The sequence below is a fragment of the Pseudomonas solani genome (assembly GCF_026072635.1).
GTDB classification, from domain to species: Bacteria; Pseudomonadota; Gammaproteobacteria; order Pseudomonadales; family Pseudomonadaceae; genus Metapseudomonas; species Metapseudomonas solani.
Map to the genome: position 1 here is coordinate 6,469,469 of NZ_AP023081.1, position 24,270 is coordinate 6,493,738.

General features: G+C 69.2%; 18 protein-coding genes, 3 pseudogenes and 1 riboswitch. Of the genes and pseudogenes, 16 read left to right on the plus strand and 5 right to left on the minus strand.

The features are described 5' to 3' along the window. The first annotated feature begins 22 nt into the window (after nt 1-22). The 4 genes from PSm6_RS29330 (at nt 23) to PSm6_RS29345 (ending at nt 2,632) form a co-directional block, all read left to right on the plus strand. A complete protein-coding gene (locus PSm6_RS29330; RefSeq protein WP_265169080.1) occupies nt 23-463 on the plus strand; it encodes a MarR family winged helix-turn-helix transcriptional regulator in 441 nt (146 codons plus the stop codon). A gap of 83 nt (nt 464-546) precedes the next feature. After that, nucleotides 547-1,254 carry a DUF1963 domain-containing protein gene (locus tag PSm6_RS29335; protein WP_265169081.1) on the plus strand — a complete coding sequence of 236 codons (708 nt, stop codon included), beginning with the start codon at nt 547-549 and terminating at the stop codon, nt 1,252-1,254. A gap of 43 nt (nt 1,255-1,297) precedes the next feature. After that, nucleotides 1,298-1,864, plus strand: coding sequence for a DUF4291 domain-containing protein (locus PSm6_RS29340; protein WP_265169082.1), 567 nt, complete (start codon nt 1,298-1,300; stop codon nt 1,862-1,864). A 114-nt stretch (nt 1,865-1,978) separates the two neighbouring features. Next, nucleotides 1,979-2,632: a peroxiredoxin gene (locus tag PSm6_RS29345; protein ID WP_265169084.1), complete on the plus strand. Its 654-nt coding sequence runs from the start codon at nt 1,979-1,981 to the stop codon at nt 2,630-2,632. Between the two features lie 29 nt (nt 2,633-2,661). On the opposite strand, the gene PSm6_RS29350 is transcribed toward PSm6_RS29345, so the two are convergent. After that, nucleotides 2,662-3,306, minus strand: a complete 645-nt coding sequence (locus PSm6_RS29350) for a class I SAM-dependent methyltransferase (protein ID WP_265169086.1) — start codon at nt 3,304-3,306, stop codon at nt 2,662-2,664. Nucleotides 3,307-3,454: 148 nt separating this feature from the next. Between PSm6_RS29350 and PSm6_RS29355 the strand changes: the two genes are divergently transcribed. The 3 genes and pseudogenes from PSm6_RS29355 to PSm6_RS29365 all read left to right on the plus strand — a co-directional run bounded on the left by PSm6_RS29355 (nt 3,455) and on the right by PSm6_RS29365 (nt 8,858). After that, a complete protein-coding gene (locus PSm6_RS29355; RefSeq protein ID WP_265169088.1) occupies nt 3,455-4,576 on the plus strand; it encodes an efflux RND transporter periplasmic adaptor subunit in 1,122 nt (373 codons plus the stop codon). Between the two features lies 1 nt (nt 4,577). Continuing rightward, nucleotides 4,578-7,628 (plus strand): annotated as a pseudogene (locus PSm6_RS29360) (efflux RND transporter permease subunit); the annotation flags it as partial. Nucleotides 7,629-7,646: 18 nt separating this feature from the next. Then, the gene (locus PSm6_RS29365) at nt 7,647-8,858 is read left to right on the plus strand and encodes a Bcr/CflA family efflux MFS transporter (protein ID WP_167837249.1); all 1,212 of its coding nucleotides are present in this window, start codon (nt 7,647-7,649) and stop codon (nt 8,856-8,858) included. Between the two features lie 171 nt (nt 8,859-9,029). On the opposite strand, the gene PSm6_RS29370 is transcribed toward PSm6_RS29365, so the two are convergent. Further along, the gene (locus PSm6_RS29370) at nt 9,030-9,371 is read right to left on the minus strand and encodes a hypothetical protein (RefSeq protein ID WP_148304319.1); all 342 of its coding nucleotides are present in this window, start codon (nt 9,369-9,371) and stop codon (nt 9,030-9,032) included. Between the two features lie 185 nt (nt 9,372-9,556). Here PSm6_RS29370 and PSm6_RS29375 point away from each other — a divergent pair, with 185 nt between their 5' ends. Continuing rightward, complete coding sequence (locus PSm6_RS29375; RefSeq protein WP_265169090.1) at nt 9,557-10,834, plus strand: hypothetical protein; 1,278 nt, start codon at nt 9,557-9,559, stop codon at nt 10,832-10,834. 195 nt (nt 10,835-11,029) lie between these two features. Here the strand turns inward: PSm6_RS29375 and PSm6_RS29380 are convergent, their stop codons facing one another. After that, the gene (locus tag PSm6_RS29380) at nt 11,030-11,635 is read right to left on the minus strand and encodes a glutathione S-transferase (RefSeq protein WP_265169091.1); all 606 of its coding nucleotides are present in this window, start codon (nt 11,633-11,635) and stop codon (nt 11,030-11,032) included. Nucleotides 11,636-11,751: 116 nt separating this feature from the next. On the opposite strand from PSm6_RS29380, the gene PSm6_RS29385 reads away from it, so the two are divergent. After that, nucleotides 11,752-12,219 (plus strand): MarR family winged helix-turn-helix transcriptional regulator, encoded by a 468-nt coding sequence (locus PSm6_RS29385; protein ID WP_043244173.1) that lies wholly within the window; start codon nt 11,752-11,754, stop codon nt 12,217-12,219. Here PSm6_RS29385 and PSm6_RS29390 read toward each other — a convergent pair whose 3' ends face one another. Continuing rightward, nucleotides 12,220-13,248: a zinc-dependent alcohol dehydrogenase gene (locus tag PSm6_RS29390; RefSeq protein ID WP_265169093.1), complete on the minus strand. Its 1,029-nt coding sequence runs from the start codon at nt 13,246-13,248 to the stop codon at nt 12,220-12,222. It abuts the gene before it with no gap. A gap of 3 nt (nt 13,249-13,251) precedes the next feature. Next, nucleotides 13,252-13,695: a PaaI family thioesterase gene (locus PSm6_RS29395; protein ID WP_265169094.1), complete on the minus strand. Its 444-nt coding sequence runs from the start codon at nt 13,693-13,695 to the stop codon at nt 13,252-13,254. 251 nt (nt 13,696-13,946) lie between these two features. Continuing rightward, a riboswitch (cobalamin riboswitch) is annotated at nt 13,947-14,148 on the plus strand. Between the two features lie 107 nt (nt 14,149-14,255). On the opposite strand from PSm6_RS29395, the gene PSm6_RS29400 reads away from it, so the two are divergent. From PSm6_RS29400 to PSm6_RS29430, 7 genes and pseudogenes are all read left to right on the plus strand, one after another. After that, on the plus strand, nt 14,256-16,394 hold the full coding sequence (locus tag PSm6_RS29400) for a TonB-dependent receptor (protein WP_265169095.1): 2,139 nt from the start codon (nt 14,256-14,258) through the stop codon (nt 16,392-16,394). A gap of 23 nt (nt 16,395-16,417) precedes the next feature. After that, the gene (locus PSm6_RS29405; protein WP_265169096.1) at nt 16,418-17,191 is read left to right on the plus strand and encodes an ABC transporter ATP-binding protein; all 774 of its coding nucleotides are present in this window, start codon (nt 16,418-16,420) and stop codon (nt 17,189-17,191) included. Continuing rightward, nucleotides 17,188-18,152: pseudogene (locus PSm6_RS29410) on the plus strand (ABC transporter substrate-binding protein). Before PSm6_RS29405 ends, PSm6_RS29410 begins: the two are co-directional and overlap by 4 nt. Beyond that, on the plus strand, nt 18,149-19,171 hold the full coding sequence (locus PSm6_RS29415; protein WP_043244169.1) for a FecCD family ABC transporter permease: 1,023 nt from the start codon (nt 18,149-18,151) through the stop codon (nt 19,169-19,171). Before PSm6_RS29410 ends, PSm6_RS29415 begins: the two are co-directional and overlap by 4 nt. 84 nt (nt 19,172-19,255) lie before the next feature. Continuing rightward, nucleotides 19,256-20,218 carry a hypothetical protein gene (locus PSm6_RS29420; protein ID WP_043244168.1) on the plus strand — a complete coding sequence of 321 codons (963 nt, stop codon included), beginning with the start codon at nt 19,256-19,258 and terminating at the stop codon, nt 20,216-20,218. A gap of 107 nt (nt 20,219-20,325) precedes the next feature. Then, nucleotides 20,326-21,981, plus strand: coding sequence for a VRR-NUC domain-containing protein (locus tag PSm6_RS29425; RefSeq protein WP_265169099.1), 1,656 nt, complete (start codon nt 20,326-20,328; stop codon nt 21,979-21,981). Then, nucleotides 21,951-24,238: pseudogene (locus PSm6_RS29430) on the plus strand (ATP-dependent DNA helicase). Before PSm6_RS29425 ends, PSm6_RS29430 begins: the two are co-directional and overlap by 31 nt. Nucleotides 24,239-24,270: the final 32 nt, after the last annotated feature.

Consider the following 24,270-nt stretch of genomic DNA (forward strand, 5'->3'; position numbering starts at 1 on the left):
ACTAGTTGATATTGTCAACCATATGACCGCCGATACAGCCGAAGACGTCTTCGAATCCATCCACTCCGTCATGCACCTCTACCGCGCCCGGCAATACCGGACGCTGCGCGACGGCGCCCACGACCTCGCCCACATGGAATTCAAGGCGCTGAACTTCTTCGCCCACAATCCGGGGGCGACCCAGAGCGACCTGGTGGCCCACTCCGGGCGCGACAAGGCGCAGATCGCCCGCCTGATCCAGGCGTTGCGCGCCAAGACGCTGCTGGAAGGCAAGGCCGACGAGGCCGACAAGCGCAGCATCCGGCTCTACCCCACCGCCGCCGGCACGGCTCTCCACCAGGCGGTGCGCCAACAGGGCCGACGCCTCAACCAGGTGGCGGTGGACGGCTTCAGCCAGGAGGAATGCCAGCAGTTGCTCGACCTGCTGGCGCGGGTGCAGGCCAACCTGAACGCCGAAGACTGACGCCCAACCCCCGAAGGATGCGCAGCGGCCGCCGACACCGCAGAATAGGCGCCGCGATTTTCCCCACCGGTCAGGGACGACAGATGCACGACAACGATGAAATCCAGGCGATCCGCCAGCAGCTGGCCCGCCCCGCCACGCAGTTCACCGCTGGCGGCTTCCGCCCCACCCAGGCCGACGACGAAAGCTGGCTGGGCCGGGTCTTCCTGTTCCGCGCCGACGAAGGCATCCCCTGCAACGCGGCCGGGGACGCAATGCTGCCCCTGGCCCAGTTCCACCTGCCGAGCCTGCCGGTCAACCACCCGCTGCTGGCGGATGTACGGGTGCTGACCCTGTTCATCTCCGCCGATTTCGGCGAGCCGCTGGAGCCCATGGGCGCCCACTGGCTCATCCGTGAATACGGTCACCACGAGGTGCTGGAGCGCAAGGAGCTGGCCGCGCCGGCTTCCTTCATCAAACCCTTCCCGCTCAAGGCCGAACGGCTGGACGAGGACTACCCGCTGTGGGACGGCGGCGGCGTGCCGGCGGACCTGGAAGACCGCATCCTCGAACTGGAGCGCCAAGGCACGATCGACAGCTACTACGACATCGTCAGCCACTGCTACGCGCACAAGATCGGCGGCTACCCGTCCTTCTGCCAGTCCGGCATCGACCCGGGCGACGGCTTCGAATTCGTCTTCCAGATCTCCTCCGACGCCAAGATCAACCTCAACGTCGTGGACAGCGGCAGCCTGATGTTCTGGAAGCACCGCAGCAGCGGCGAATGGGCGCTCTACTACGACTTCTACTGAGCCCCAGCCCCCTCACCCACGGCTCATCCCAACGCAGGCCCCCATGCAGGCATTCCCCCAGAAACAGATCAGGGCCCACTACGACGCCCGCACCCTCCGCGTCTACCAGGCCTACTCCGACGCCATCGCCGACAGCGCGCTGGCCCACGGCACCTTCGTCTCGCCGCCCTTCAAGCTGGAGCGCATGACCTGGATAAAGCCCTCCTTCCTCTGGATGATGTACCGCGCCGGCTGGGGCCTGAAGGACAGCGGGCAGAAGCGCATCCTCGCCCTCGACATCAGCCACGAAGGCTTCGCCTGGGCCCTGGCCAACAGCTGCCCCAGCCACCCGGAGCCGGGTCAGGGCAAGGAGGAATGGGAGCGCATCAAGAACGCCTCGCCGGTGCGCATCCAGTGGGACCCGGAGCGCAACCTGCACCTCGAGCCGCTGCCCCACCGCGCGATCCAGATCGGCCTGGGCCCAGAGGCTTCAAGGCGCTACGTGGAGCAGTGGATACAGGGCATCACCGAGGTCACCGACCTGGCCCATGACATCCACGCCCTGGTGCAGGCCGGAGAGCTGGAAGAGGCGCGGCGCAGGCTGCCCGAAGAGCGCGAATACATCCCTTGAAACACCTGCTCCTCCGACCCGGCCGGCGGCGTGCGTCAGCGGGTTAGCGTCGTCACGAAAGCCGTCTACGCTCACCCACGACCCGCCCGCCATCCACTCCAGGAGGACACCACCATGGCATTGCGCATCAACGATACGGTCCCTGACTTCAAGGCCGAAACCGACCAGGGCAGCATCAGCTTCCACGATTGGATCGGCTCCAACTGGGCCATCCTCTTCTCCCACCCCAAGGACTTCACCCCGGTGTGCACCACCGAGTTCGGCGCCGTGGCGCAACTGGCCGCCGAATGGGCCAAGCGCGGCACCCAGGTGATCGGCGTCTCGGTGGACGGGGTGCAGGCGCACCAGAAGTGGAAGGGTGATATCGAGGCGTTCTGTGGCGCCAACGCGACCTTCCCGATCATCGCCGACGAGTCCCTGGCCGTGTCCAAGGCCTTCGACATGCTGCCCGCCGAGGCCTACCTGCCCGATGGCCGCACCGCCGCCGACACCGCCACCGTGCGCTCGGTGTTCATCATCGGCCCGGACAAGAAGCTCAAGCTGTCCATGACCTACCCGATGTCCGTGGGCCGCAACTTCGCCGAGGTGCTGCGCGCCCTCGACGCCCTGCAGCTGACCTACAACGTGCCCCTGGCCACCCCGGCCAACTGGACCGAAGGCCAGGACGTGATCGTCGCCCTCGCCCTCAATGACGACCAGGCCCGCGAGAAGTACGGCAGCATCGACATCAAGCTGCCCTACCTGCGCACCACCGCCGCGCCGAAGTAGGTCCGCTCCACCCGTTGGTAGCCCGGGCTTCAGCCCGGGGCCACCGTCCCGCTCCTGCGCCACACGCTCGCCACCCAGGGCTGCTGCTCCCGCGGCAGGCCCGCCGGGCGGTAGTAATGCTCCAGCTCATCGAACCCTGCCGCCTCCAGCAGCGCCTTCCAGGCCGCGAAGTCGTGCCAGGCGCCATAGCGGTTGCCACTCCAGCCTTCCTGGTTCTGCCCGCGCGGGTTGGAGCTGAACAGCACCCCACCCGGCTTCAGCGTCGCGTGCAGCTGGCGCAGCACCCTCGGCAGCTCCTGCCCTGGCACGTGGAACAGCGTGGCATTGGCGAACACACCATCGAAGCGTTCGGCCGGCAACTGCAGGTCGAGGAAGGACTGCAACCACACCTCGCACCCGGAATCCGCCCGTGCCATCTCGACGAAGCGCTCGGCGCCGTCCAGCCCCACCGGCGCGTGGCCCAGGGCGCGGAAGGTGCGCAGGTCGCGCCCCGGCCCGCAGCCGAAATCGAGGATGGCCAGCGGCGCCGGGCCGTGGATATGCCGCAACAGGGCCTCGATGTTCTGGCTCACATCATGGTCGCGGGTGTTCTCGCGGAAGCCATCGGCGTTCTGGTTGTAGTCCTCCAGCGTGGTGGCGCTGAGGTTGGCGAGCTCATCGGGCAGCAAGGGCATGGGGGTCTCTCGTGAGATAGGCCCGGGGATTCTACCCGCCCCCGCCACCGCGCTCACCGCCCCTTTAAATGACGAACGACATCTATGCGACGAATAATATTACGCATATCATCCAAACAATCGCAGGCATCCCCGAGAGTGCAGGACCATGAACCGACACGCGCACACCCTCCGCCCCCTGGCCCTGTTGGCAGCACTGCTGGCCCTCGGCGGCTGCAACAGCCAGGCCGACACCTCGCCCACTGCCAGCGGCCCGCAGCCACGGCCGGTACTGGCCGCCCAGGTGGAAAGCGCCAGCCACCACCAGGCCGCCTACACCGGGGTGGTGGCGGCGCGCACCGAGAGCGACCTGGGCTTCCGCGTCGGCGGCAAGGTGATCGAGCGCCGCGTCGACCCCGGCGCCCGGGTGGCCAAGGGCGACACCCTGCTGGTGCTGGATATCGAGGACTTCGAGCTGGCCCTGCGCGCCGCCAACAACCGCGTCAGCGCCGCCCGTGCGCAACTGCGCCAGGCCCGTGACGACGAAAGCCGCTACCGCCGCCTGTCCACCACCGGCGCCGTGTCGCGCCAGGTGTTCGACCAGGCCGCCACCAACCTGCGGGTCGCCGAGGCCGAACTGGCCGCCGCCAGCTCCGAAGCCAGCCAGGTGCAGAACCGCCGCAACTACTCGACCCTCAAGGCCGATGGCGACGGCATCATCACCGACGTGCGCGTCGAGCGCGGCCAGGTGGTCGCCGAAGGGCAGATCGTCGCCCGCCTGGCCCACGACGGCGCCCGCGAAGCGGTGATCGACCTGCCGGAAACCCAGCGCGCCCTGGCCGGCAGCAATGCCCTCGCCTACCCCTTCGATGCCCGCGAGCAGGCGGTGAAAGCCACCTTGCGCGAGCTCTCCGCCTCCGCCGACCCGGTCACCCGCACCTACCGCGCCCGCTACATCCTCGATGGCGCCGCCGAGCGCTTCAGCATCGGCTCCACCATCACCGTGCGCTTGCAGAGCGAGCAGGCCGAGCTGCTGCGGGTGCCCATCGGCGCCCTGCACAACCCGGGTTCGGGCAGCGGCGTCTGGGTCATAGGCGAGGACGACAGCGTGCACTTCGCCGCCGTGAAGGTCGCCCGCCTCGGCCAGGAATACGCCCTGCTGGAAGGCGGCGTCAGCGCCGGCCAGCGCGTGGTCGCCCTCGGCGCCCACCTGCTGCACGAGGGCGACAAGGTGCGCCTGCTGCCCGGCCAGGCCCTGGCGCTGGCCCGCCAGAACGACGAGGTGCGCTGAGATGCGCGGCCTCAACCTCTCCGAAATCGCCGTACGCAACCCGGCGGTGACCCTGTTCCTGATCATCGCGGTGATCCTTTCCGGGGTCTTCGCCTTCGGCAAGCTGGGCCGCGCCGAAGACCCCTCCTTCACCGTCAAGACCATGACCGTCACCGCCACCTGGCCCGGCGCCACGGCGCGGGAGATGCAGGAGCAGGTCGCCGACCGCCTGGAGAAGCGCCTGCAGGAGCTGGACTTCTACGACCGCGTGGAAACCATCGCCCAGCCCGGCTTCGTCTCGATGAAGGTGCAGTTCCTCGAATCCACCCGCCCCGGCGATATCCAGGAGCTGTTCTACCAGACCCGCAAGAAGCTCAGTGACGAGGCCGCGCGCCTGCCCCGTGGCGTGCAGGGGCCGTTCTTCAACGACGAATACTCCGATGTCTATTTCGCCCTCTATGCCCTGGAGGCCAAGGCCCTGCCCCACCGCGAGCTGGTGAAGATGGCCGAGGACCTGCGCCAGGGCTTCCTGCGCCTGCCGGGGGTGAAGAAGGTCAACATCCTCGGCGAGCAGGCCCAGCGCGTGTTCGTCGAGTTCTCCTACCAGCGCCTGGCCACCCTCGGCATCAAGCCGGAGCAGATCTTCGCCGCCCTCGCCGCACAGAACGGCGTCTCCCCCGCCGGCTTCGTCGAGACCGCCGGCCCGCGTGCCTACATCCGCATCGACGGCGCCTTCGACACCCTCGCGCTGATCGAGAACGTGCCCATCGCCGCCGGCGGCAAGGTGCTGCGCATCGCCGACGTGGCCACGGTCAGCCGCGGCTACGAAGACCCGGCCAGCTACCGCATCCGCCACCAGGGCGACCCGGCGCTGATGCTCGGGGTGATCATGGAGCCGCACTTCAACGGCCTCGACCTGGACCGCACCCTGCAGGCCGAGGAAGACCGCATCCACGCCGACCTGCCCCTGGGCGTCAGCTTCGACAAGGTCTCCGACCAGGCGAAGAACATCCGCCTGGCGGTGGACGAATTCATGCTCAAGTTCTTCGTCGCCCTGGCCGTGGTCATGCTCATCAGCCTGCTCGCCCTGGGCTTCCGCGTCGGCCTGGTGGTGGCCGCGGCGGTGCCGCTGACGCTGTCCATCGTCTTCGTGATCATGCTGATGACCGGCCGCGAGTTCGACCGCATCACCCTTGGCGCGCTGATCCTCTCCCTCGGCCTGCTGGTGGACGACGCCATCATCGCCATCGAAATGATGGTGGTGAAACTGGAGGAAGGCTTCGACCGCATGAAGGCCGCCACCTTCGCCTGGAGCTCCACCGCCGCGCCCATGCTCACCGGCACCCTGGTGACCATCATCGGCTTCCTGCCGGTGGGCTTCGCCCGCTCCGGCGCCGGGGAATACGCCGGCAACATCTTCTGGATCGTCGGCTTCGCGCTGATCGCCTCCTGGCTGGTGGCCGTGGTGTTCACGCCCTACCTCGGGGTGAAGATGCTGCCGCGCATCGTTCCCGTGCCTGGCGGCCACGACGCTCTCTACGCCGGCCCCTGGTATGCGCGCCTGCGCCGCCTGGTGAGCGCCTGCGTCGAACACCGCTGGCTGGTCACCGCCCTGGTGCTCGGTGCCTTCGTGCTCTGCGTGCTGGGCATGGGCGCGGTGAAGAAGCAGTTCTTCCCCAACTCCGACCGCTCCGAGCTGATCCTCGAGGTCTACATGCCGCCGGGCAGCGCCTTCAAGGCCACCGAAGCGGTGGTCGCCCAGGTGGAAAGCGCCCTGCTGGAGGAGCCGCAAACCAAACTGGTGGACGCCTATGTCGGCGGCGGCGCACCACGCTTCTTCCTCTCGCTGAACCCGGAGCTGCCGGACCCGGCCTTCGCCAAGCTCATCGTGCAGACCGCCAGCGCCCACGACCGCGACGCCCTCAAGGCGCGCATGCGCGAACGCATCGCCGCCGGTGAATTCCCCTCGGCGCGGGTGCGCGTCACCCAGTTGCTGTTCGGCCCGCCGGTGCCCTTCCCCGTGGTGTTCCGCGTGGCCGGGCCGGACGCCGACGTGCTGCGCGGCATCGCCGAGGACGTGCGCCAGGTGGTGGCCGCCAACGCCCTGACCCGCGACAGCTTCCTCGACTGGGGCGAGCGCACCAGCGCCTACCGCCTGGTGCTGGACCAGGACCGCCTGCGCCTGCTCGGCTTCACCCCCGACCAGGTGCGCAGCCAGGTCAATGCCCTGCTCACCGGCAACACCGTCACCGAGGTGCGCGAAGGCACCCGCAATGTGCTGGTCATCGCCCGGGCACTGGACGACCAGCGCGAGAACCTCGGCAACCTCGCCGACCTGACCCTGACCAACGCCGCCGGCCAGTCCGTGGCGCTGGAACAGGTCGGGCGTTTCCAGGCGGTGATGGAGGACCCGGTGCTCAAGCGTCGCGACCGCGACATCACCTTCGAAGTGCGCGCCGACATCGTCGACGGCACCCAGCCCCCGGACGTGGAAATGGCCGTGTGGCGCGACCTGCAGCCGCTGCTAGCGCAGCTGCCGTCCGGCTACCGGGTGGAGATCGCAGGGCCCGTGGAGGAAAGCGCCAAGGCCAACAAGGCCCTGGCTGCGCTGTTCCCCATCATGATCCTGCTGACCCTGGTGGTGATCATGTTCCAGGTGCGCTCCTTCGGCGTGATGTTCATGGTCTTCGCCACCGCGCCCCTGGGGCTGATCGGCGCCGTGCCCACACTGCTGCTGTTCGACCAGCCCTTCGGCTTCAACGCCATCCTCGGGCTGATCGGCATCGGCGGCATCCTCATGCGCAACACGCTGATCTTCACCGACCAGATCCGCCAGAACCGCGAGGCCGGCCAGGAGGTGCGCGAGGCCATCATCGAAGCCACGGTGCGCCGCGCCCGCCCGGTGGTGCTCACCGCCCTGGCGGCGGCGCTGGCCTTCATCCCGCTCACGCTCTCGGTGTTCTGGTCGTCCCTGGCCTTCGTGCTGATCGGCGGCGTGCTGGTCGGCACCCTGCTCACCCTGCTGTTCCTGCCGGCACTCTGCACCCTGGTGCTGGTGCGCAAACCCCGTCGCCCACCGGAGGATTCCCCCATGGACGCCACCCGCCGCTCCGGCCTGCTGCTGGCCCTGCTCATCGTGCTCTGCGGCCTGGGCGAGATGTCCACCCAACTGCTGCTGCCCAGCCTCGCCGCCATCGAGCATGGCTTGGCGGCAGCGCCCGGCTCGTCCCTGGTGGCGCTCTCGGTGTTCGTCGGCGCCTTCGGCGTGGGCCAACTGTTCTTCGGCCCGCTGTCGGACCGCATCGGGCGCAAGCCGGTGCTGCTGGCCGGCGTCGCCACCTATGTGCTGGCCTCGCTGTGGATGGCCTTCGCCCACTCCATGCCGGAGTTCATCGCCGGCCGCGCCCTGCAGGGCCTCGGCGCCTGCGCGGCGCTGGTGGTGGCCCGGGCCATCGTGCGCGACGTGTGGCGCGAGAAGGCCGGCCCGATCATGGCCCTCACCGTGATCGGCATGCTCTGCACCATCATGCTGTCACCGGTCATCGGCGGTCTGATCGCCGCCAAGGCCGGCTCCTGGCGTGCGGTGGTGGTGGCCACGGTGATCATCGGCATCCTCGCCCTGCTCGCCTGCACCCTGCTCTACCGGGAGAGCAACCAGGCCCGCGACCCGCTCGCCGGGCGCCTGGCCACACTCGCCGGCAACTACCGCGCCCTGCTCAAGGGCGCCGAAGTGCGCGCCTTCTCCTTCGCCATCGCCGGCACCTACGGCGCCATGTTCTGCGTGATCGCCGGCTCCTCGCGGGTGTTCGTCGGCCAGCTCGGCCTGAGCCCCACCCAGTACGGACTGGTCTTCGGCGGCATCGTTTCGGGCTTGATCGCCGGGGCCATCCTCAGCAACCGTCTCATCATGAAATGGGGCCCGGCGCGCCTGGTGGGCGTGGGCACGGCACTGGTGGCCGGCGGTGCCTTGCTCACCCTCGCCATCCTGCTCGCCGCCGGCCCATCGGTGCCGGGCCTGCTGCTGCCGCAGGTGCTGCTCACCCTCGGCGCCGGCATGGTGCTGCCCGGCTCGGTGGCCGGCGCGGTGATCCCCAACCCGACCCGCGCGGGGCTCGCCGCCGGCTTCATCGGCTTCGCCCAGATGGCCGGTGCCACGCTCTCAGGCCTCCTGCTCAGCGCCCTGCAGAACGACAGCGCGCTGCCGATGATCGGCCTCAACGTCACCTTCGCCGTCGCCGCTTTCGGCCTGTTCCGCCTCGCCCGGGCGCACCAGGCACGCGCGGTGGCGCTGGCGACGGACTGAGGGCGATTCGCGAGCAGAGCTCGCTCCTACGGGATGCAGTACACCTGTGGGAGCGGCTGAATGGAAACAAAAGAATCGGGTGACGCGGGCCCGCCCCGGAGCGTTGGAAGGGGCCCGCATGCTGTCACCCGAGGTCGCGCGACCGTGCGCGAAGTGATCGAGCGGGTGCGATCAGCGTTCTTCGTACTTCTGCAGCAGGATGTACTGCACGCCGCCGTTCTTGTGGCCACAGCTGGCGCAGGCGGCCTCGTTGGTCTCCCCGGCTTCCATGTGGCTGTTGCAGCCGTTGATCTCGCGGCCGCTGTTGGTCACCACGGTCCAGCAGATGGCGGCGGCGGTGCTGCCGTTGTTGGTGATGCGGGTGTAGCCCGAGCCACCATTCGGATAGGAGCAAGCTTCCATGTGTACCGGGTAGGCCTTGTGGGTCCAGCCCTCGCAAATGTCTTCATCCGCCTGGGCGTAGGTCGCCACCCCGGCCAGCACCAACAGGCCCAACGCAATTTTTCTGATCATCCTTCTCCCCTCCAGAGCACGTCTGGTCGATGGCGCGGGCACCGCTGCCCACGGCCAACGGCATTCTCCGGGAAGCGGATGGCATTGCCTATCACCAGAATTGGCTAGGCGGCTGTTTACCGGACGACTCGGGCTGACGAATAATGGCAAAAAGCCAACACTCCGCGTGTCCCGAGATAAGAAGCATGGATGTCTCTGAACCCTTGGGCCTGGGCCCGCTGATCGCCAGCATCTATGAGGCTGCCCTGGACAATGGCCGCTGGAACGCCTTCCTCGCCGGTTTCGCCGCGCGCCTCGACTCCCACGCTGCGATGATCTGGGGCCACGACTTCAGCGACCGCAGCGCCGAGATCGACAACAGCACCGGCTCCATCGCCACCTTCACCGGCATCGACGCCCAGGCGATGGCGGACTTCGCCGAGTACTACTGCCAGCGCAACGTCTGGATGGAAGACCCGCTGAAGCACGGCGAGGGCCATGTGGTCACCTCCTCCAGCCTGTTCCCGGACGACCAGCTCAAACGCACCGAGTACTACGCCGACTGGCTGCGCCACCAGGACTTCTTCTATTCATCCGCCGCGGTGGTGTCCAAGCGCGAGGACCGCTCGCTGAACGTCACCGTGGTGCGCTCCGAGCGGGTGGGCATCTTTCGCGAGGAAGAACTGCAGGTGATCTCCGCGCTGATGCCGCACCTGCAGGCCGCCTTCGCCCTGCACCGCCGGCTGCACCGGCTGGAGGCGCTGTCCCAGGCCTCGATGGCGGCGCTGGAGACCAGCACCTTCGGCATCATCCTGCTGGACCATCGCGGCCGCGTACTCCATGCCAACAGCCTGGCCCACGGCCTGGCCAACCGCTCCGGGCTGCTGCGCTTCGGCCCTGCCGACAGCCTGCGGGCCACCTACGCCGCCGACGACAACCTGCTGCAACAACGCCTGTTCGGCGCCCTGCGCACCGGCGTGGGCGCCACGGGCGACGGCGGTGGTGCCCTACGTTTGCGCGGGCTGGAAGGTTCGCAGTTGGACGCCGTGATCGCGCCCCTGCCCAGTTGGGCCTCGCCCTTCGGCGAGCGCAGTTCGGTGGTGGTCTTCCTCAGCGACCCCGGCGCCGTGATCGGCTCCCTGGCACCGATGCTGCGCGCGATCTACGGCATGACCCCGGCCGAAGCGCGGCTCACCGAGGCCCTGGTCAACGGCCTCACCCCCAGGAATACGCCGAGCGCCAGCAGGTCTCCCTGCACACCGTGCGCGCCCAGTTCAAATCCGCCGCCGCCAAGGCCGGCACCAGCCGCCAGGCCGACCTGGTGCGCATCGTCCTCACCGGCCCCGCCGTGCTGCGCTGGCAGGCCAACGGCATCATCCCGCCGCCGACCACTTAGGCAGACCCCGAACCTGTGGGAATTCATTCGCGATCGGGCTACACCCCGGCTTCGTAGGTTGGTGTCGAGCGCAGACCGTAGCCCGTAGGGCGGGTGAAACCCGCGTGGACCTATGCACGGTCATTGTCGGGTTGCACCCGACCTACAAGAACTCCGGGTTTCCATGTGACTCCGCTGGTGGATGATGGAGCGCCATCCACCCTACACAGCGGTCAGCCCCGGCGCGGGATTGGGGCCGCGCCGTAGGTTGGCGCCGAGCGCAGCGAGGCCCAACGCAACGGTGTCAGGCCGGCACCGTCGCCTTCATCGATTCACGCTCGGAGAAGGCGGCGAAGAAGCGTTCCAGCCCCGGGTGGCCATTGCGCCAGCCCAGGTCGGCGAAGCGGAAGTCGAGGTAGCCGAGGGCGCAGCCCACGGCGATCTGGGCGATGTCCACCGGGCCCTGGAGCTGGTCGGCGATGGCTTCCAGGGCCTGCAGCGCGCGGTGGATCTTGCCCAGCTGGCCGTCCTTCCACTCCTGCCACTGCAACGCCTCGGGGCGGATGGCGCCCTCGTAGCGCACCAGCAGCGCCGCATCCATCAGGCCGTCGGCCAGGGCCGCGCGGGTCAGGCAGGTCCAGCGCTCGCTGCCATGGGGAAAGAAGGCGTCGCCGCTCTGCAGGGCATCGAGGTATTCGCAGATGACGCGGCTGTCGAACAGCGCCTCGCCCTCGGCGGTGAGCAGCACCGGGATCTTGCCCAGCGGGTTGGCGCGGTTGACCTCGGCGTTTTCCTTGATCGGCAGTACGGCGGTGTCGAGCATCTCGATGCCCGCAGCGAGCCCGGCCTCCAGGGCCAGCACCCGGACCTTGCGGGCGAAAGGCGACGCTCCGGCATAGATCAGTTTCATCACGCAGTTCCTCCTGTGTGCGGGCCGGCTCGGTTGCCGGCATCCGCTGTGGTTGCAACTGGACCACCACCGACGGCGCCGGTAGCATCCCCGCCCATCGCGCCCGGGAGCTGCCCATGGTCATCGACAGGAAAATCAAACTGGACTCCGCCGACATCAGACGCCTGGACGATCTGGATGTCGCGCTGGAGTTGCTGCACTTCGGCTTCCGCGGCCTCACCGTGGACGCCGACGCCTACCTGGAAACTCTCGGCCTGTCGCGCGTGCACCATCGCATCCTCTACGCCATCCGGCGCGTCGACGGCATCAACGTCGGCGAACTGGCCGCCCTCCTCGGCGTCAGCAAGCAGGCGCTGCACCGCCCGCTGACCCACCTCTTCGAACGCGCCCTGGTGACCCAGCAGCGCGACCCGGAACAGCACCGCTACAAGCGCCTCTCCCTCAGCACGGAAGGCCATGACGTGGAGCACCGCGCCACTGACCTGGAGCGCCGGGTCATCCGCGCCGCACTGGACACCACCGACACGGACGGCCGGATCGCCTGGCACTCGGTCATGCAATCCCTGGCCGCCCGTCTCGACTGATCAGCCCGCCGAGGTGATGCGCTCGCGCACCACGATGCACTTGGCCAGCGGCTGGATCAATGCCTCGGTCGCCTCCTCCCAGGGCACCACGCTGGGGCTCACCAGCAGCGGGTCGCAATGCCCCTGCTCCACCAGCTCCAGCACCCTGGGGATGTGCGGCCGCACGCTGCAGGCGCCCACCGAGAGGGTGACGTCGCGCATGTACATGCCAAACAGCGGGATGGCCGGGTCCTCGAAGATGATGCCGATGCACGAGCAGTGCCCGCCCGGCGCCAGCGCCAGCAGGCCGGTGCGCAGGGCCTGCGGGTCGCGGGTGGCGGACACCACCAGGTCATAGCGCTCGTTCAGCGCGCCGTCGCCGCCGTTGCGCAAGGTGGCGCCGCTGCGCACGGCGAGGTCATCGCGGTAGCCGTCGCCATCCAGGTAATCCACCTCGGCGGCTCCGGCGGCGCGGGCCATCTGCACCGCGAGAATGCCCAGGCTCTCGGTGCCGCCCACCACCAGTACCTTCGCCTCCTCCCGCGTCGCCAGCGGGCGGCTGGTGGCCACCCAGGCATCGGTGAGGTTGTCGCTGGCGCTGGCCACGGCCACCGGGTCCAGCCCCGGCGGCAGCACCACCAGCATGGCGTCGGCGAAGGGCACCCGCACCACCTCGGAGAACAACCCGCCCCAGTGGCCGCCGGCCGGCACGCCATAGGCCGCGTGGCGGGCGACACCGGTGCAGGCCGTGCTGCGCCCCGCCAGGCATTGGCGGCAGGTGCCGCAGGCGATCTTCCAGGGCACCGAGACCAGGTCGCCGCGCTTCACCGTGGTCACCTGTGCGCCCACTTCCAGCACCTCGGCCACGCACTCGTGGCCCAGGGCGAAGGGCGGCTTGAACGGCGTCAGCCCGGCCACCAGGCGCCGATCGAGGTCGCAGGAGGCCGAGGCAATGGGCCGTACCAGCGCCGCCAGCGGCGAATCCAGCACCGGCGACGGTGCCTCCTCCCAGGCCAGGCGCCCCGCGCCCTTGACGATGAGTTCGCGCATGGCTCAGTCCCGCACGTTGAAGGTGGTGGTGGCGCGGGCGCAGAGCTTGCCGGCCGCGTCGCGGATATGGGCGTCGCACACCGCCAGGCTGCGGGTGCGCTCCACCAGCCAGCCCTCGACGCTGTACAGCTCGCCGACCTTGAGCGGGCGCAGGTACTTCACGCCCAGGTCCACCGTCGAATAGGGCGTGTCGGCGGCCAGAGTGGAGAACAGCGCCAGGGCCGCCGCGCCATCCAGGCAGGTGGCGGCGAAACCGCCGTGCACCGCGTTGGCCGGGTTGAGGTGGCGGGCATCCGGCCGCGCCTCGATGAAGACGCGCCCGGGCTCCACGCCCACCACCTTCATCGCCATGGTGTCGCCGATGGCGGGTGCGGGCAGCTTGCCGGCGATCACCGCCTGGAGGAGTTGCAGGCCCGAAGGCAGGGTTCTGTTGGGGGTATCGGTCATCACAGGGCTCCTGGCTCTGCCGGGGTCGGCGAGCGATTGCGGGATGGAGGGCCGGCAGCCCTCCACAGGGCCAGCGCGAGGGAATCGCCCTGCAGCCCGTGGACGGACGATACGTGAGCGCCAACTCTCAAATCAACATTGTTGATATGACAAAAAAGAAGGCATTCCGGCAAGGTCGACAGGGCTCTGGAACGGGCTTTTCCGCCATCTGCCGCAACACACTGGCGTTGACGACCGGGCGTGTGGATGGTCATATGCGCGCCGTTCCAGGTGTCCCACGCCGTCGTGCGTGGGGTGAAACGGGAAGCCGGTGCGTCCTCAGGACCAGTCCGGCGCTGCCCCCGCAACGGTAAGCGAGCGCTGCATTCGAAACGCCACTGTGCACCTGCATGGGAAGGCGAATGCCGCGTGATCCTCGCAAGCCCGGAGACCGGCCTGGAGCATCGATAGGCAAACCCGCGGTGGGCGGGCACGGGCCGGTTTTCGCTTGGGCGCTCGCGCCTGCGCACGCCTTTGCATTCCCTCCGGGCTCCATTCATTCCTGACGTGATAGGAACGACATGTCCCGCACCTTCAGCTCCAACGCTCCGGCAAGCGCCGCCCTCGGCCTGCTCGCGCTCTCTATCTCCCTCGCCCTGCACGCCGAAGACGGCGCCCTGGCCCTGCCCACCACCGCCGTCACCGGCCAGGCGGACGACGCCCCCATCAGCCTCGACACGCCGCTGCCCGCCGGCTCGCGCCTGGGCCTCTCCGCCCTGGAGACCCCGGCCAGCACCAGCAGCATCAGCGGCGAAGAGGTGCGCGGGCGCAACAACGCCACCGTGCAGGACGCCGTGACCCGCTCCCCCGGCATCAGCAACATCGGCACCCCCGGCAACGGCGGCACCGCGCTCTCGGCCCGGGGCTTCACCGGCCACGCCTCGGTGATGCAACTCTACGACGGCACGCGCTTCTACACCGGCATGGGCACCGTCACCTTCCCCACCGACCCGTGGATGGTCGAGCGCATCGACGTGATCCGTGGCCCGGCCTCGGTACTCTACGGCGAAGGCGCCACCGGCGCGGTGATCAACGTGGTGCCGAAGAAGCCCTTCGAGGGCGAGATCCGCAACCGCCTGCGCCTGGGCTACGGCTCCGACGACCGCCAGCAGATGGCACTGGACAGCGGCGGCTCGCTCACCGACACCCTCAGCTACCGCCTCAACCTCAACCGCGAAACCAGCCACGGCTGGATCGACCGTGGCGACTCGAAGAACCTCGGCCTCAGCGCCGCCCTGCGCTGGCAGGCCCGCGACGACCTGGCGTTCACCCTGGCCCATGACCAGGGCGACCTCACGCCGATGAACTACTTCGGCACGCCGCTGATCGACGGCCACCTACGCGACAGCCTGAAGGAGAAGAACTACAACCTGCACAACGCCGAGCAGCACTACAACGACCAGTGGACCCGGCTCGTCACCGACTGGACCCTGGCCGACGGCATCAGCGCCAGCAACCAGCTCTACCACATCAAGAGCCGCCGCTACTGGCGCAACGCCGAGGCCTACAACTGGGACGCCGGCCTGGGCCAGCTGGAGCGCGCCGAGAACCTGCGCATCAAGCACGAGCAGGAGCAGATCGGCGACCGCCAGACCTTCACCTTCGACCACTCGCTGTTCGGCCTCAGCAGCCGCACCCTGGTGGGCGCCGAGTTCAACCGCATCCGCTTCAACCTGCTGAACAACTCGCCCTACATCGATGTGGGCGGCGACTACGTCGACCCGTGGAACCCAACGCCCGGCTACTACCAGAGCGCCTCGGCCTACGGCCCGCACTCGCGCAGCGAAACCCGCACCGTCGCCCTGTTCGCCGAGAACCGCACCCAGTTCGACGAGCGCTGGTCCCTGGTCACCGGCATCCGCCGCGACCAGAACCACATCGACCGCGACGACCTGCGCGCCAACACCCGCAGCGACAGCAGCCTCTCCGGCGGCAACTGGCGCGCCGGCCTGGTGTTCGCCGCCACGCCGCAGTTGTCCTTCTACGGCCAGTACTCCACCAGCGAGGACGGGGTGAGCAACCTCATCACCCTCAGCCCCACCCAGCAGAAGATGGACCTCACCGAGTCCAAGCAGACCGAGTTCGGCCTCAAGCAGCAGTTCTGGGACGGGCGCGGCGAATGGACCCTGGCCGCCTACCACATCGTCAAGAAGAAACTGCTCTCCCGCGAGTCGGTGACCCGGCCCACCCAGCAGATCGGCCAGCAATCCTCCGATGGCCTGGAAGCCACCCTGGAGCTGGCGCTGGAGCAGGGCTGGCACGTTTCGGCCAACGCCGCCGTGGTGCGCGCCGAGTACGACGACTTCAACGAGTCCGCCGGTGGCCAGCTGATCTCCCGTTCCGGCAACCGCCCCACCGACGTGCCGCGACGCACCGCCAACCTGTGGCTGAGCAAGCAGCTGGGCCGTGACCTGGACGCCGGCCTCGGCGCGCGCTACGTCGACGCCCGTTACGCCGACGCGGCCAACACCGTGAAGGTGCCGGGCTACACCGTGCTCGACGCCAACCTCGGCTGGCAGGTGCTGCCCGACACGCGCCTGGGCCTGGAGCTGAACAACCTGCTGGACCGCCGCTACGCCGTCACCCAGCAGAACGGTGGCCAGCAATGGCTGCTGGGCCAGCCGCGGTCGTTCTTCGTCACCGCCGACTACAGCTTCTGATCCGGCGAAAGGGAGTGCCCGGCATGCCATCACTGAACATCAGCGACCTCGCCTGGGCACCCGACGGCCGCCCGCGCTGGCTTCTGCAGGGCATCGACCTGCAGGTGCGCGCGGGCGAGTTCGTCGGCCTCATCGGCCCCAACGGCAGCGGCAAGACCAGCCTGTTGCGCTGCGCCTACCGCGCCGACCGCCCGGCCTTCGGCTGGGTGGCCCTGGACGGCGACGACCTCTGGCGACGCAGCCCGCGCTGGAGCGCGCAACGCATCGCCGTGGTGCTGCAGGAGTTCCCCCAGGACTTCGGCCTGGCCGTGGCCGAGGTGGTAGCCATGGGCCGCTCGCCGCACAAGGGCCTGTTCGACGGCGACGATGCCGAGGACGCGCGCATCGTCGACGAAGCCCTCGCGGCGGTGGGCATGGCCGGGCTTCGCGAGCAGGCCTTCGCCCGCCTCTCCGGCGGCGAGAAGCAGCGCGTGCTGCTGGCCCGCGCCCTGGCCCAACGCCCCGGCCTGCTGCTGCTCGACGAGCCCACCAACCACCTCGACCCGCGCTACCAGCTGGAGCTGCTGCAGCAGCTGCGCGAGCTGCGCCTGAGCACCCTGGCCAGCTTCCACGACCTCAACCTGGCGGCGGCCTTCTGCGACCGCCTCTACGTACTGGACCAAGGCCGCGTGGTGGCCAGCGGCACCCCCACCGACGTGCTCACCGCCGAGCTGCTGCAACAGGTGTTCGGCGTGCACGCCCTGGTGGACCGCCACCCCCTCGCCGACCACCCGCGCATCACCTGGATCACCCCATGAAGCCTTCGCCTATCGCCCTGCTCGCCCTGCTCCTGGCGCCCCTCGCCCAGGCCACCGACTACCCGCTGAGCGTCACCAGCTGCGACCGCCAGGTGGTGTTCGAACGCGCACCGCAGCGGGCGGTGAGCCAGGACATCAACCTCACCGGGATGATGGTCGCCCTCGGCCTGCAATCGCGCATGGTCGGCTACAGCGGCATCAGCGGCTGGAAGACCCCCGACGCCCGGCTGATGGCCGCCCTGGGCGACCTGCCGGAGCTGGCGCGCAAATACCCCTCCATCGAAACGCTGCTCAACGTCGACGCCGACTTCTTCTTCGCCGGCTGGAACTACGGCATGCGCGTGGGCGGCGAAGTCACCCCGGCCACCCTCGCGCCCCTGGGCATCCCGGTGTACGAGCTGAGCGAATCCTGCGCCCACGTGATGCCGCGCGAGGCTGCCAGCCTGGAGGACCTCTACCGCGACCTCGACAACCTCGGCCGCATCTTCGACGTCGAGGCCCGCGCCAACGCCCTGGTCGCCGGCCTGCGCACGCGCCAGGCCGAGGTGGCCAGGCGACTGGAGAACGGCGGCGAGGCCCCCGGGTGTTCCTCTACGACAGCGGCGAGGACCGCCCCTTCACCTCCGGCCGCCTGGGCATGCCGCAAGCGATCATCGACGCCGCCGGCGGCCACAACCTGATGGACGACCTCGCCGCCAGCTGGACCCAGGTCAACTGGGAAACCGTGGTCGAGCGCGACCCGCAGGTGATCCTCATCGTCGACTACGGCGAACGCAGCTGGCAGCAGAAGCGCGACTTCCTCCTGGCCCACCCGGCCCTGCAATCGGTCGAGGCGATCCGCGAGCAGCGCTTCCTGGTCCTGCCCTACCTCGCCGTCACCCCCTCGGTGGAGAACATCGAGGCCATCGAGACCCTGGCCGCCGGCCTGCACCCCGAACGCTTCGCCGGGAAGACGCCATGAGCCCGGTGCGCACGCCCGGCGCCTACCGCCTGCTGCTGCTCGGCCTGGCCGTGGCGCTGGCGCTCTCCTGCATCGTCGCCCTGGGCTTCGGCCCGGCCGCGGTACCCCAGGCCCACGTCTGGGGCATCCTCGCCGAGCGCCTGGGCATGAGCGCTGCGGGCGACTGGAGCCGTGGCCAGGAACACATCGTCTGGCTGATCCGCGCGCCCCGGGTGCTGCTCGGTGCGCTGGTGGGCGCCGGCCTGGCCCTGGTGGGCGGCGCGTTGCAGGCAGCCACGCGCAACCCGCTGGCCGACCCGCACCTGCTGGGGGTCAGCTCCGGCGCGGCCCTGGGCGCGGTGCTGGTGCTGCTCTACCTGGGCGAGTTCATCGGCGTGCTCAGCCTGCCCCTGGCCGCCTTCGTCGGCGCCCTGGGCAGCACCCTGCTGGTGCTGGCCATCGCCAGCCGCCACGGCCGCCTGGAGAGCGACCGCCTGCTGCTGGCGGGCGTCGCCGTGTCCTTCCTGTGCATGGCGCTGGTCAACCTGCTGCTGTTCCTCGGTGACCACCACGCCGCCAGCTCGGTGGTGTTCTGGATGCTCGGCGGCCTCGGCGCCGCGCGCTGGGAGCTGCTCTGGCCGCCGGCGCTGTGCCTGGCCCTGGGGCTGCTCGTGCTGCTCGCCCAGGCGCGCGGGCTCAACGCCCTGATGGCCGGCGAGCAGACCGCCGTCAGCCTGGGCTTCAGCGCCCGGCGGGTGCGCCTGCAGGTTTTCGTCTGCGCCTCGCTGCTCACCGGGGTGCTGGTGGCCCTCAGCGGCGCCATCGGCTTCGTCGGCCTGATGCTGCCGCACCTGGCCCGGCGCCTGGTGGGCGCCGAGCACCGCCGCCTGCTGCCGGTCGCCGCCCTGCTCGGCGCGCTGTTCCTGGTCTGGGTCGACGTCGCCGCCCGCACCCTGGTCGCCCCCGAGGACCTGCCCATCGGCATCGCCACCGCAGCCATCGGCGGGCTGTTCTTCATTGGCCTGCTGCGTCGGCGTTGACCGCCGGCAGCAGGACGGGACGCAGCGATGCACGCAGGGCAGGGCCTGTGGTGAAATACCGCCGCCCATCAACAAGGACGCACGATGACCTCCAGCACACCCCGAACCACCCGCTCCCTGTCACTGCTTGCCGCCGCGCTCCTGCTCGGTGGATGCGACAGTGATTTCGCCACGCTCACCTTCGAGCGCTCGGTACTGGATACCACTTTCGGTGACGAACTCCTGCCGATCTACCACGAACAATTGTCAGCGCTGATTCATGCACAGGGCATCGATCCGGAGAAGGTCACCTTTCGGGTCGCCGGCAGCCTGAGTCAGGAACTGGTGCTCAGCGAGCCGCTGTTCGGTGGTCTGGAACCGGCACAGAAGACGGCCCTGCAAGCCGCCCTCAAGGCCATCGTCGAGGGCCGCAACGCCTCGCTGGACATGCACCTGGCCATTCACCCCGACGCCATGGATCCCACCGAGGCCAAAGCTCGCGCCGAGGCCCTCGAACTGCCTCGCGAGTACGACGCTCACTTCAGCCTCGACCACGTATCCCTGAGCGTGGCCTACGGCCTGACCGACCTGGTCGGCATGGCCCTCAAGGGCTCGCAGAGCATGCAGAGCGAGGCGGTTTGCAATGTGACGGCGCACTTCGAGCCCGCCCTGCCCTTCATCGGTTTGAAAGCACCGGAGCAGGAAGGGAGCCCCTATCGCCACATGATGCTGCTGAACCTTTCCACCCCTTACTCCTACGACGAGATCCCGGTGGAGATTCGCTTCGCAGACCCGGCCATGGAGGCCCTGGTGAGCCAGGAGACGATCCTGGTCACCTCTGCCGTGACCGACCGATCGACTCCCCTTCGCAACAAGCGCGAACTGAACCAGTTCGAGTTCGTCATCGGCCCCGTCGGGGGCGTCGAACACGAGAACGCCAAGGTCGGCGTCAACACCCACATGGACCTGGCATCGAAATGTGAACATCTGGCCGGCGCCCTGGGTCGTCCTTTCAGCTACCACTTCGGCGACTCGATGGACCGGCTGAAAGCCGTGGCCTTCTACTGAAGCCAAGTGGGGTGGCGCCCGATGCCATCCCACTGATCGAAATCCCCTTGGGCGGCAGGGGTCGATAGCTGTATAAATAGCCAGCCATTTACCCAAGCCGTTCCGCCATGCCCAGCGCCCTCGACGATCCCTTCTACTACCTGAACAACTTCCAGGCCGTGCTCGACTGGATCGGCGCCCGCTATGACGACCTGCTGGACGACGAGGAACGCGGCTTCATCGCCGCCTTCGCCGGCCTGCCCAAGGCGTCCCGGGCGCTGCTGGTGCGCATGGTGATGCGCAAGGGCACGCTATTCCGCGATAGCAAGCTGGCGTACGCCGAGATCGGCCCCACCCGCGACGCCATGCTGCCGCTGGTGGCACAAGGCTGGGTGGATGCGGCGCCCAGTCTGGAGCTCGCGCAGCTCTTCGCCCTGCTGCGCAAGCCGGAGATCGCCGCCTGCTTCGGCACGCAACTGGGCCGCGCGACCCTGCGCAAGGCCGACCAGCTCGCCCTGCTGCACCCCCTATACCCCGAGGCGCAGCCCCTGGAGGCCTGGTACCCGACGCTGGACGAGCGCATTTATGCCCTGCAGCTCATGGCCCTGTGCGACCGCCTGCGGCTGATGTTCTTCGGCAACCTGGCCCAGGACTGGTCCGAGTTCGTCCTCGCCGACCTGGGCATCTACCAGTACGAAAAGGTCGAGCTGGACGCCGCCTCCCGGGGCTTCCGCCAGCGCGCCGATATCGATTTCTACCTGCACCTCTACCAGTGCCGCGAACGCTTCGAGGCCGGCGAGGCGCCCGCCGAGGTGCTCGCCGACATTCCCCCAGCCCACGACAACCCCTGGCTGCAGAGCCGCCGCGCGCGCCTGTTGTTCCAGCTCGGCCAGCACTGCGAACGCCTGGGCGAATGGGCGCTGGCCCTGGAGATCTACGCCGGGTGCAGCTACCCCGGTGCGCGCATCCGCCGTATCCGCGTGCTGGAGAAGACCGCCGAATTCGACGAGGCTCACCGCCTCGCCCTGGACCTGGCCGCCGGCGCCCACAGTGAGGAAGAACGCCAGCACCTGGCGCGCATCCTGCCGCGCCTGCAGCGCAAGCTGGGCCTGCCCAAGGCGGCGGCCCGCAAGCCGGCGCCGGTGCTGCGGCTGGACCTGCAGCTGCCCCGGGGCGAGGACTTCGTCTCGGTGGAGCACTGCGTCGCCCGGCACCTGGCGGACGAGCCGGGCCCGGTGCATTACGTCGAGAACACCCTGATCAACTCGCTGTTCGGCCTGCTGTGCTGGGAGGCGATCTTCCTGCCGCTGCCGGGCGCCTTCTTCCACCCCTTCCACGCCGCACCGGCGGACCTGCTGGCGGCGGACTTCCACGCCCGCCGCGCCGAGGCCTTCGCCGCCTGCCTGGCGCAGTTGGATGGCGACGCCTGGCAGGCCACCATCCGCCGCAACCACGCGGCCAAGTACGGCCTGCAGTCGCCCTTCGTCTACTGGGGCGTGCTCGATGAAACCCTGCTGGAACAGGCCCTGCTGTGCCTGCCCGCCGCGCACCTGAAGCTGTGGTTCCAGCGCCTGCTGCTGGATATCAAGACCAACCGCGCCGGGCTGCCGGACCTGATCCGCTTCTGGCCCGGGGAGCGGCGCTACCAGATGATCGAGGTGAAGGGCCCCGGCGACCGCCTGCAGGACAACCAGCTGCGCTGGCTGGACTTCTGCGCCGAGCACCAGATGCCGGTCACCGTCTGCTACGTGCAATGGGCCGAAACCGAGGCCGCCCTGGCGTGAGCTACCAGGTGGCGGTGCGCGCGCTCTGCGAATTCACCGCCAAGTGCGGCGACCTGGACCTGCGCTTCACCCCCGCCCCACCGCCCTCGAAGGCATGGCCGGCCACGCCCTGGTGGCCGCGCGCCGTGGCGAGGGCTACCAGAGCGAAGTGGCCCTGGCCGGCGAGTTCCGAAACCTCAAGGTGCGCGGCCGCGCCGATGGCTACGACCCCGCGCGCAACCGCCTGGAAGAAGTGAAGACCCACCGCGGCGACCTGGCCCGCCAGCCGGCCAACCACCGCCAGCTGCACTGGGCCCAGGTGCGCGTCTACGGCTGGCTGCTGTGCCAGGAGCGTGGCCTGGACGAGGTGGAACTGGCCCTGGTGTATTTCGATGTCGCCAGCCAGAAGGAAACCCTGTTCACCGAGCGCGTCAGCGCCGCCGAGCTGCGCGCCTTCTTCGAGGCCCAGTGCCTGGCCTTCATCGCCTGGGCCGAGCAGGAGCTGGCCCACCAGGGCGTGCGCAACACGGCACTGCAGGCGTTGCGCTTCCCCCACGCGGCGTTCCGCAGCGGCCAGCGGGAACTGGCCGAGGCGGTGTACAAGGCCGCCAGCACCGGTTGCTGCCTGCTGGCCCAGGCACCCACCGGCATCGGCAAGACCCTGGCCACCCTGTTCCCCCAGCTCAAGGCCCTGGGCGGCGAGCGCCTGGAGCGCATCTTCTTCCTCGCCGCCAAGACACCGGGGCGCCAGCTGGCCCTGCACAGCCTGGCGACCCTACGCGACAGCGTCGATGAACTGCCCCTGCGGGTGCTGGAGCTCACCGCCCGCGACAAGGCCTGCGAGCACCCCGGCAGCGCCTGCCACGGCGAGGCCTGCCCGCTGGCGCGGGGCTTCTACGACCGCCTGCCAGCCGCCCGCGCGGCCGCCGCCGGGCGTCGCTGGCTGGATCGCGCGGCCCTGCGTGAGGTGGCCCTGGCCCATGACGTCTGCCCCTACTACCTGGGCCAGGAGATGGCGCGCTGGAGCGACCTGGTGGTGGGCGACTACAACTACTACTTCGACCTCGGCGCCCTGCTCTTCGGCCTCACCCAAGCCAACCAGTGGCGCGTCGGCGTGCTGGTGGACGAAGCCCACAACCTGGTGGAGCGGGCCCGCGCCATGTACTCCGCCGAGCTGCGCCAGGGCGCGCTGAAGGCCCTGTGCAAGAGCGTGCCGGCACCGCTGAAGAAGCCCCTGGAGCGGGTGCAGCGCAGCTGGAGCGAGCTGAACAAGGCCCAGGTGGTGGATTACCAGGCCTACGACGAACCGCCGCAGAAGCTGCTCGGCGCCCTGCAGAGTGCAGTCACCGCCATCACCGACCACCTCGCCGAACAGCCCGGCGCACCGCTGGACCCGGAGCTGATGGCGTTCTATTTCGACGCCATGCATTTCGGCCGCATGGCCGAGCTGTTCGACCACCATTCGCTGTTCGACCTGAGCAAATATCAGGCGGGCAAGAGCAGCCGCTCCACCCTGTGCCTGCGCAACCTGGTGCCGGCGCCCTTCCTCGGCCCGCGCCTGGCCGGCAGCCGTTCCACGGTGCTGTTCTCCGCCACCCTCAACCCGCGTCGCTACTACGCCGACCTGCTGGGGGTACCGGCCAACACGCCCTGGCTGGAGGTGCAGTCGCCCTTCGCCGCCGAGCAATTGCAGGTCCGCGTGGCGCGGCGCCTGTCCACCCGCTACCAGCACCGGGCGCAGTCGCTGGCGCCCATCGTCGAGCTGATGGCCGACCAGTACCACGAGCGCCCGGGCAACTACCTGGCCTTCTTCAGCAGCTACCAGTACCTGGAGCAGGTGGCCGCGCTGTTCGCCAAGCGCCACCCCTTCATTCCCGCCTGGAGCCAGTCACGGAGCATGGACGAAGGCGCGCGCACGGCCTTTCTCGAACGCTTCGCCGAGGGCGGGCGCGGCATCGGCTTCGCGGTGCTTGGCGGGGCTTTCGGCGAAGGCATCGACCTGCCCGGCGAACGCCTGATCGGCGCCTTCATCGCCACCCTCGGCCTGCCCCAGGTCAACCCGGTGAACGAGCAGTTGAAGCAGCGCATGGGTGCGATCTTCCAGGCCGGCTACGACTACACCTACCTCTACCCCGGCCTGCAGAAGGTGGTGCAGGCCGCCGGCCGGGTGATCCGCACCCAGGGCGACCGGGGCGTGGTGCACCTGATGGACGAGCGCTTCGCCCAACCCGAGATCCGCCGCCTGCTGCCCACCTGGTGGCAGGTGGAGCCGGGCTGAGCCCAGGAACGACAAAGCCGGCCCAGGGGCCG

Excerpts from the sequence above, each read along its gene's own strand:
- PSm6_RS29340 (WP_265169082.1), top strand. The coding sequence starts at position 1,298 with ATGCAGGCATTCCCCCAGAAACAGATCAGGGCCCACTACGACGCCCGC.
- PSm6_RS29365 (WP_167837249.1), top strand. The coding sequence starts at position 7,647 with ATGGACGCCACCCGCCGCTCCGGCCTGCTGCTGGCCCTGCTCATCGTG.
- PSm6_RS29425 (WP_265169099.1), top strand. The coding sequence starts at position 20,326 with ATGCCCAGCGCCCTCGACGATCCCTTCTACTACCTGAACAACTTCCAG.
- PSm6_RS29395 (WP_265169094.1), bottom strand. The coding sequence starts at position 13,695 with ATGACCGATACCCCCAACAGAACCCTGCCTTCGGGCCTGCAACTCCTC.
- PSm6_RS29370 (WP_148304319.1), bottom strand. The coding sequence starts at position 9,371 with ATGATCAGAAAAATTGCGTTGGGCCTGTTGGTGCTGGCCGGGGTGGCG.
- PSm6_RS29330 (WP_265169080.1), top strand. The coding sequence starts at position 23 with ATGACCGCCGATACAGCCGAAGACGTCTTCGAATCCATCCACTCCGTC.
- PSm6_RS29355 (WP_265169088.1), top strand. The coding sequence starts at position 3,455 with ATGAACCGACACGCGCACACCCTCCGCCCCCTGGCCCTGTTGGCAGCA.
- PSm6_RS29350 (WP_265169086.1), bottom strand. The coding sequence starts at position 3,306 with ATGCCCTTGCTGCCCGATGAGCTCGCCAACCTCAGCGCCACCACGCTG.
- PSm6_RS29345 (WP_265169084.1), top strand. The coding sequence starts at position 1,979 with ATGGCATTGCGCATCAACGATACGGTCCCTGACTTCAAGGCCGAAACC.
- PSm6_RS29405 (WP_265169096.1), top strand. The coding sequence starts at position 16,418 with ATGCCATCACTGAACATCAGCGACCTCGCCTGGGCACCCGACGGCCGC.
- PSm6_RS29385 (WP_043244173.1), top strand. The coding sequence starts at position 11,752 with ATGGTCATCGACAGGAAAATCAAACTGGACTCCGCCGACATCAGACGC.
- PSm6_RS29420 (WP_043244168.1), top strand. The coding sequence starts at position 19,256 with ATGACCTCCAGCACACCCCGAACCACCCGCTCCCTGTCACTGCTTGCC.
- PSm6_RS29390 (WP_265169093.1), bottom strand. The coding sequence starts at position 13,248 with ATGCGCGAACTCATCGTCAAGGGCGCGGGGCGCCTGGCCTGGGAGGAG.
- PSm6_RS29400 (WP_265169095.1), top strand. The coding sequence starts at position 14,256 with ATGTCCCGCACCTTCAGCTCCAACGCTCCGGCAAGCGCCGCCCTCGGC.
- PSm6_RS29375 (WP_265169090.1), top strand. The coding sequence starts at position 9,557 with ATGGATGTCTCTGAACCCTTGGGCCTGGGCCCGCTGATCGCCAGCATC.
- PSm6_RS29335 (WP_265169081.1), top strand. The coding sequence starts at position 547 with ATGCACGACAACGATGAAATCCAGGCGATCCGCCAGCAGCTGGCCCGC.
- PSm6_RS29415 (WP_043244169.1), top strand. The coding sequence starts at position 18,149 with ATGAGCCCGGTGCGCACGCCCGGCGCCTACCGCCTGCTGCTGCTCGGC.
- PSm6_RS29380 (WP_265169091.1), bottom strand. The coding sequence starts at position 11,635 with ATGAAACTGATCTATGCCGGAGCGTCGCCTTTCGCCCGCAAGGTCCGG.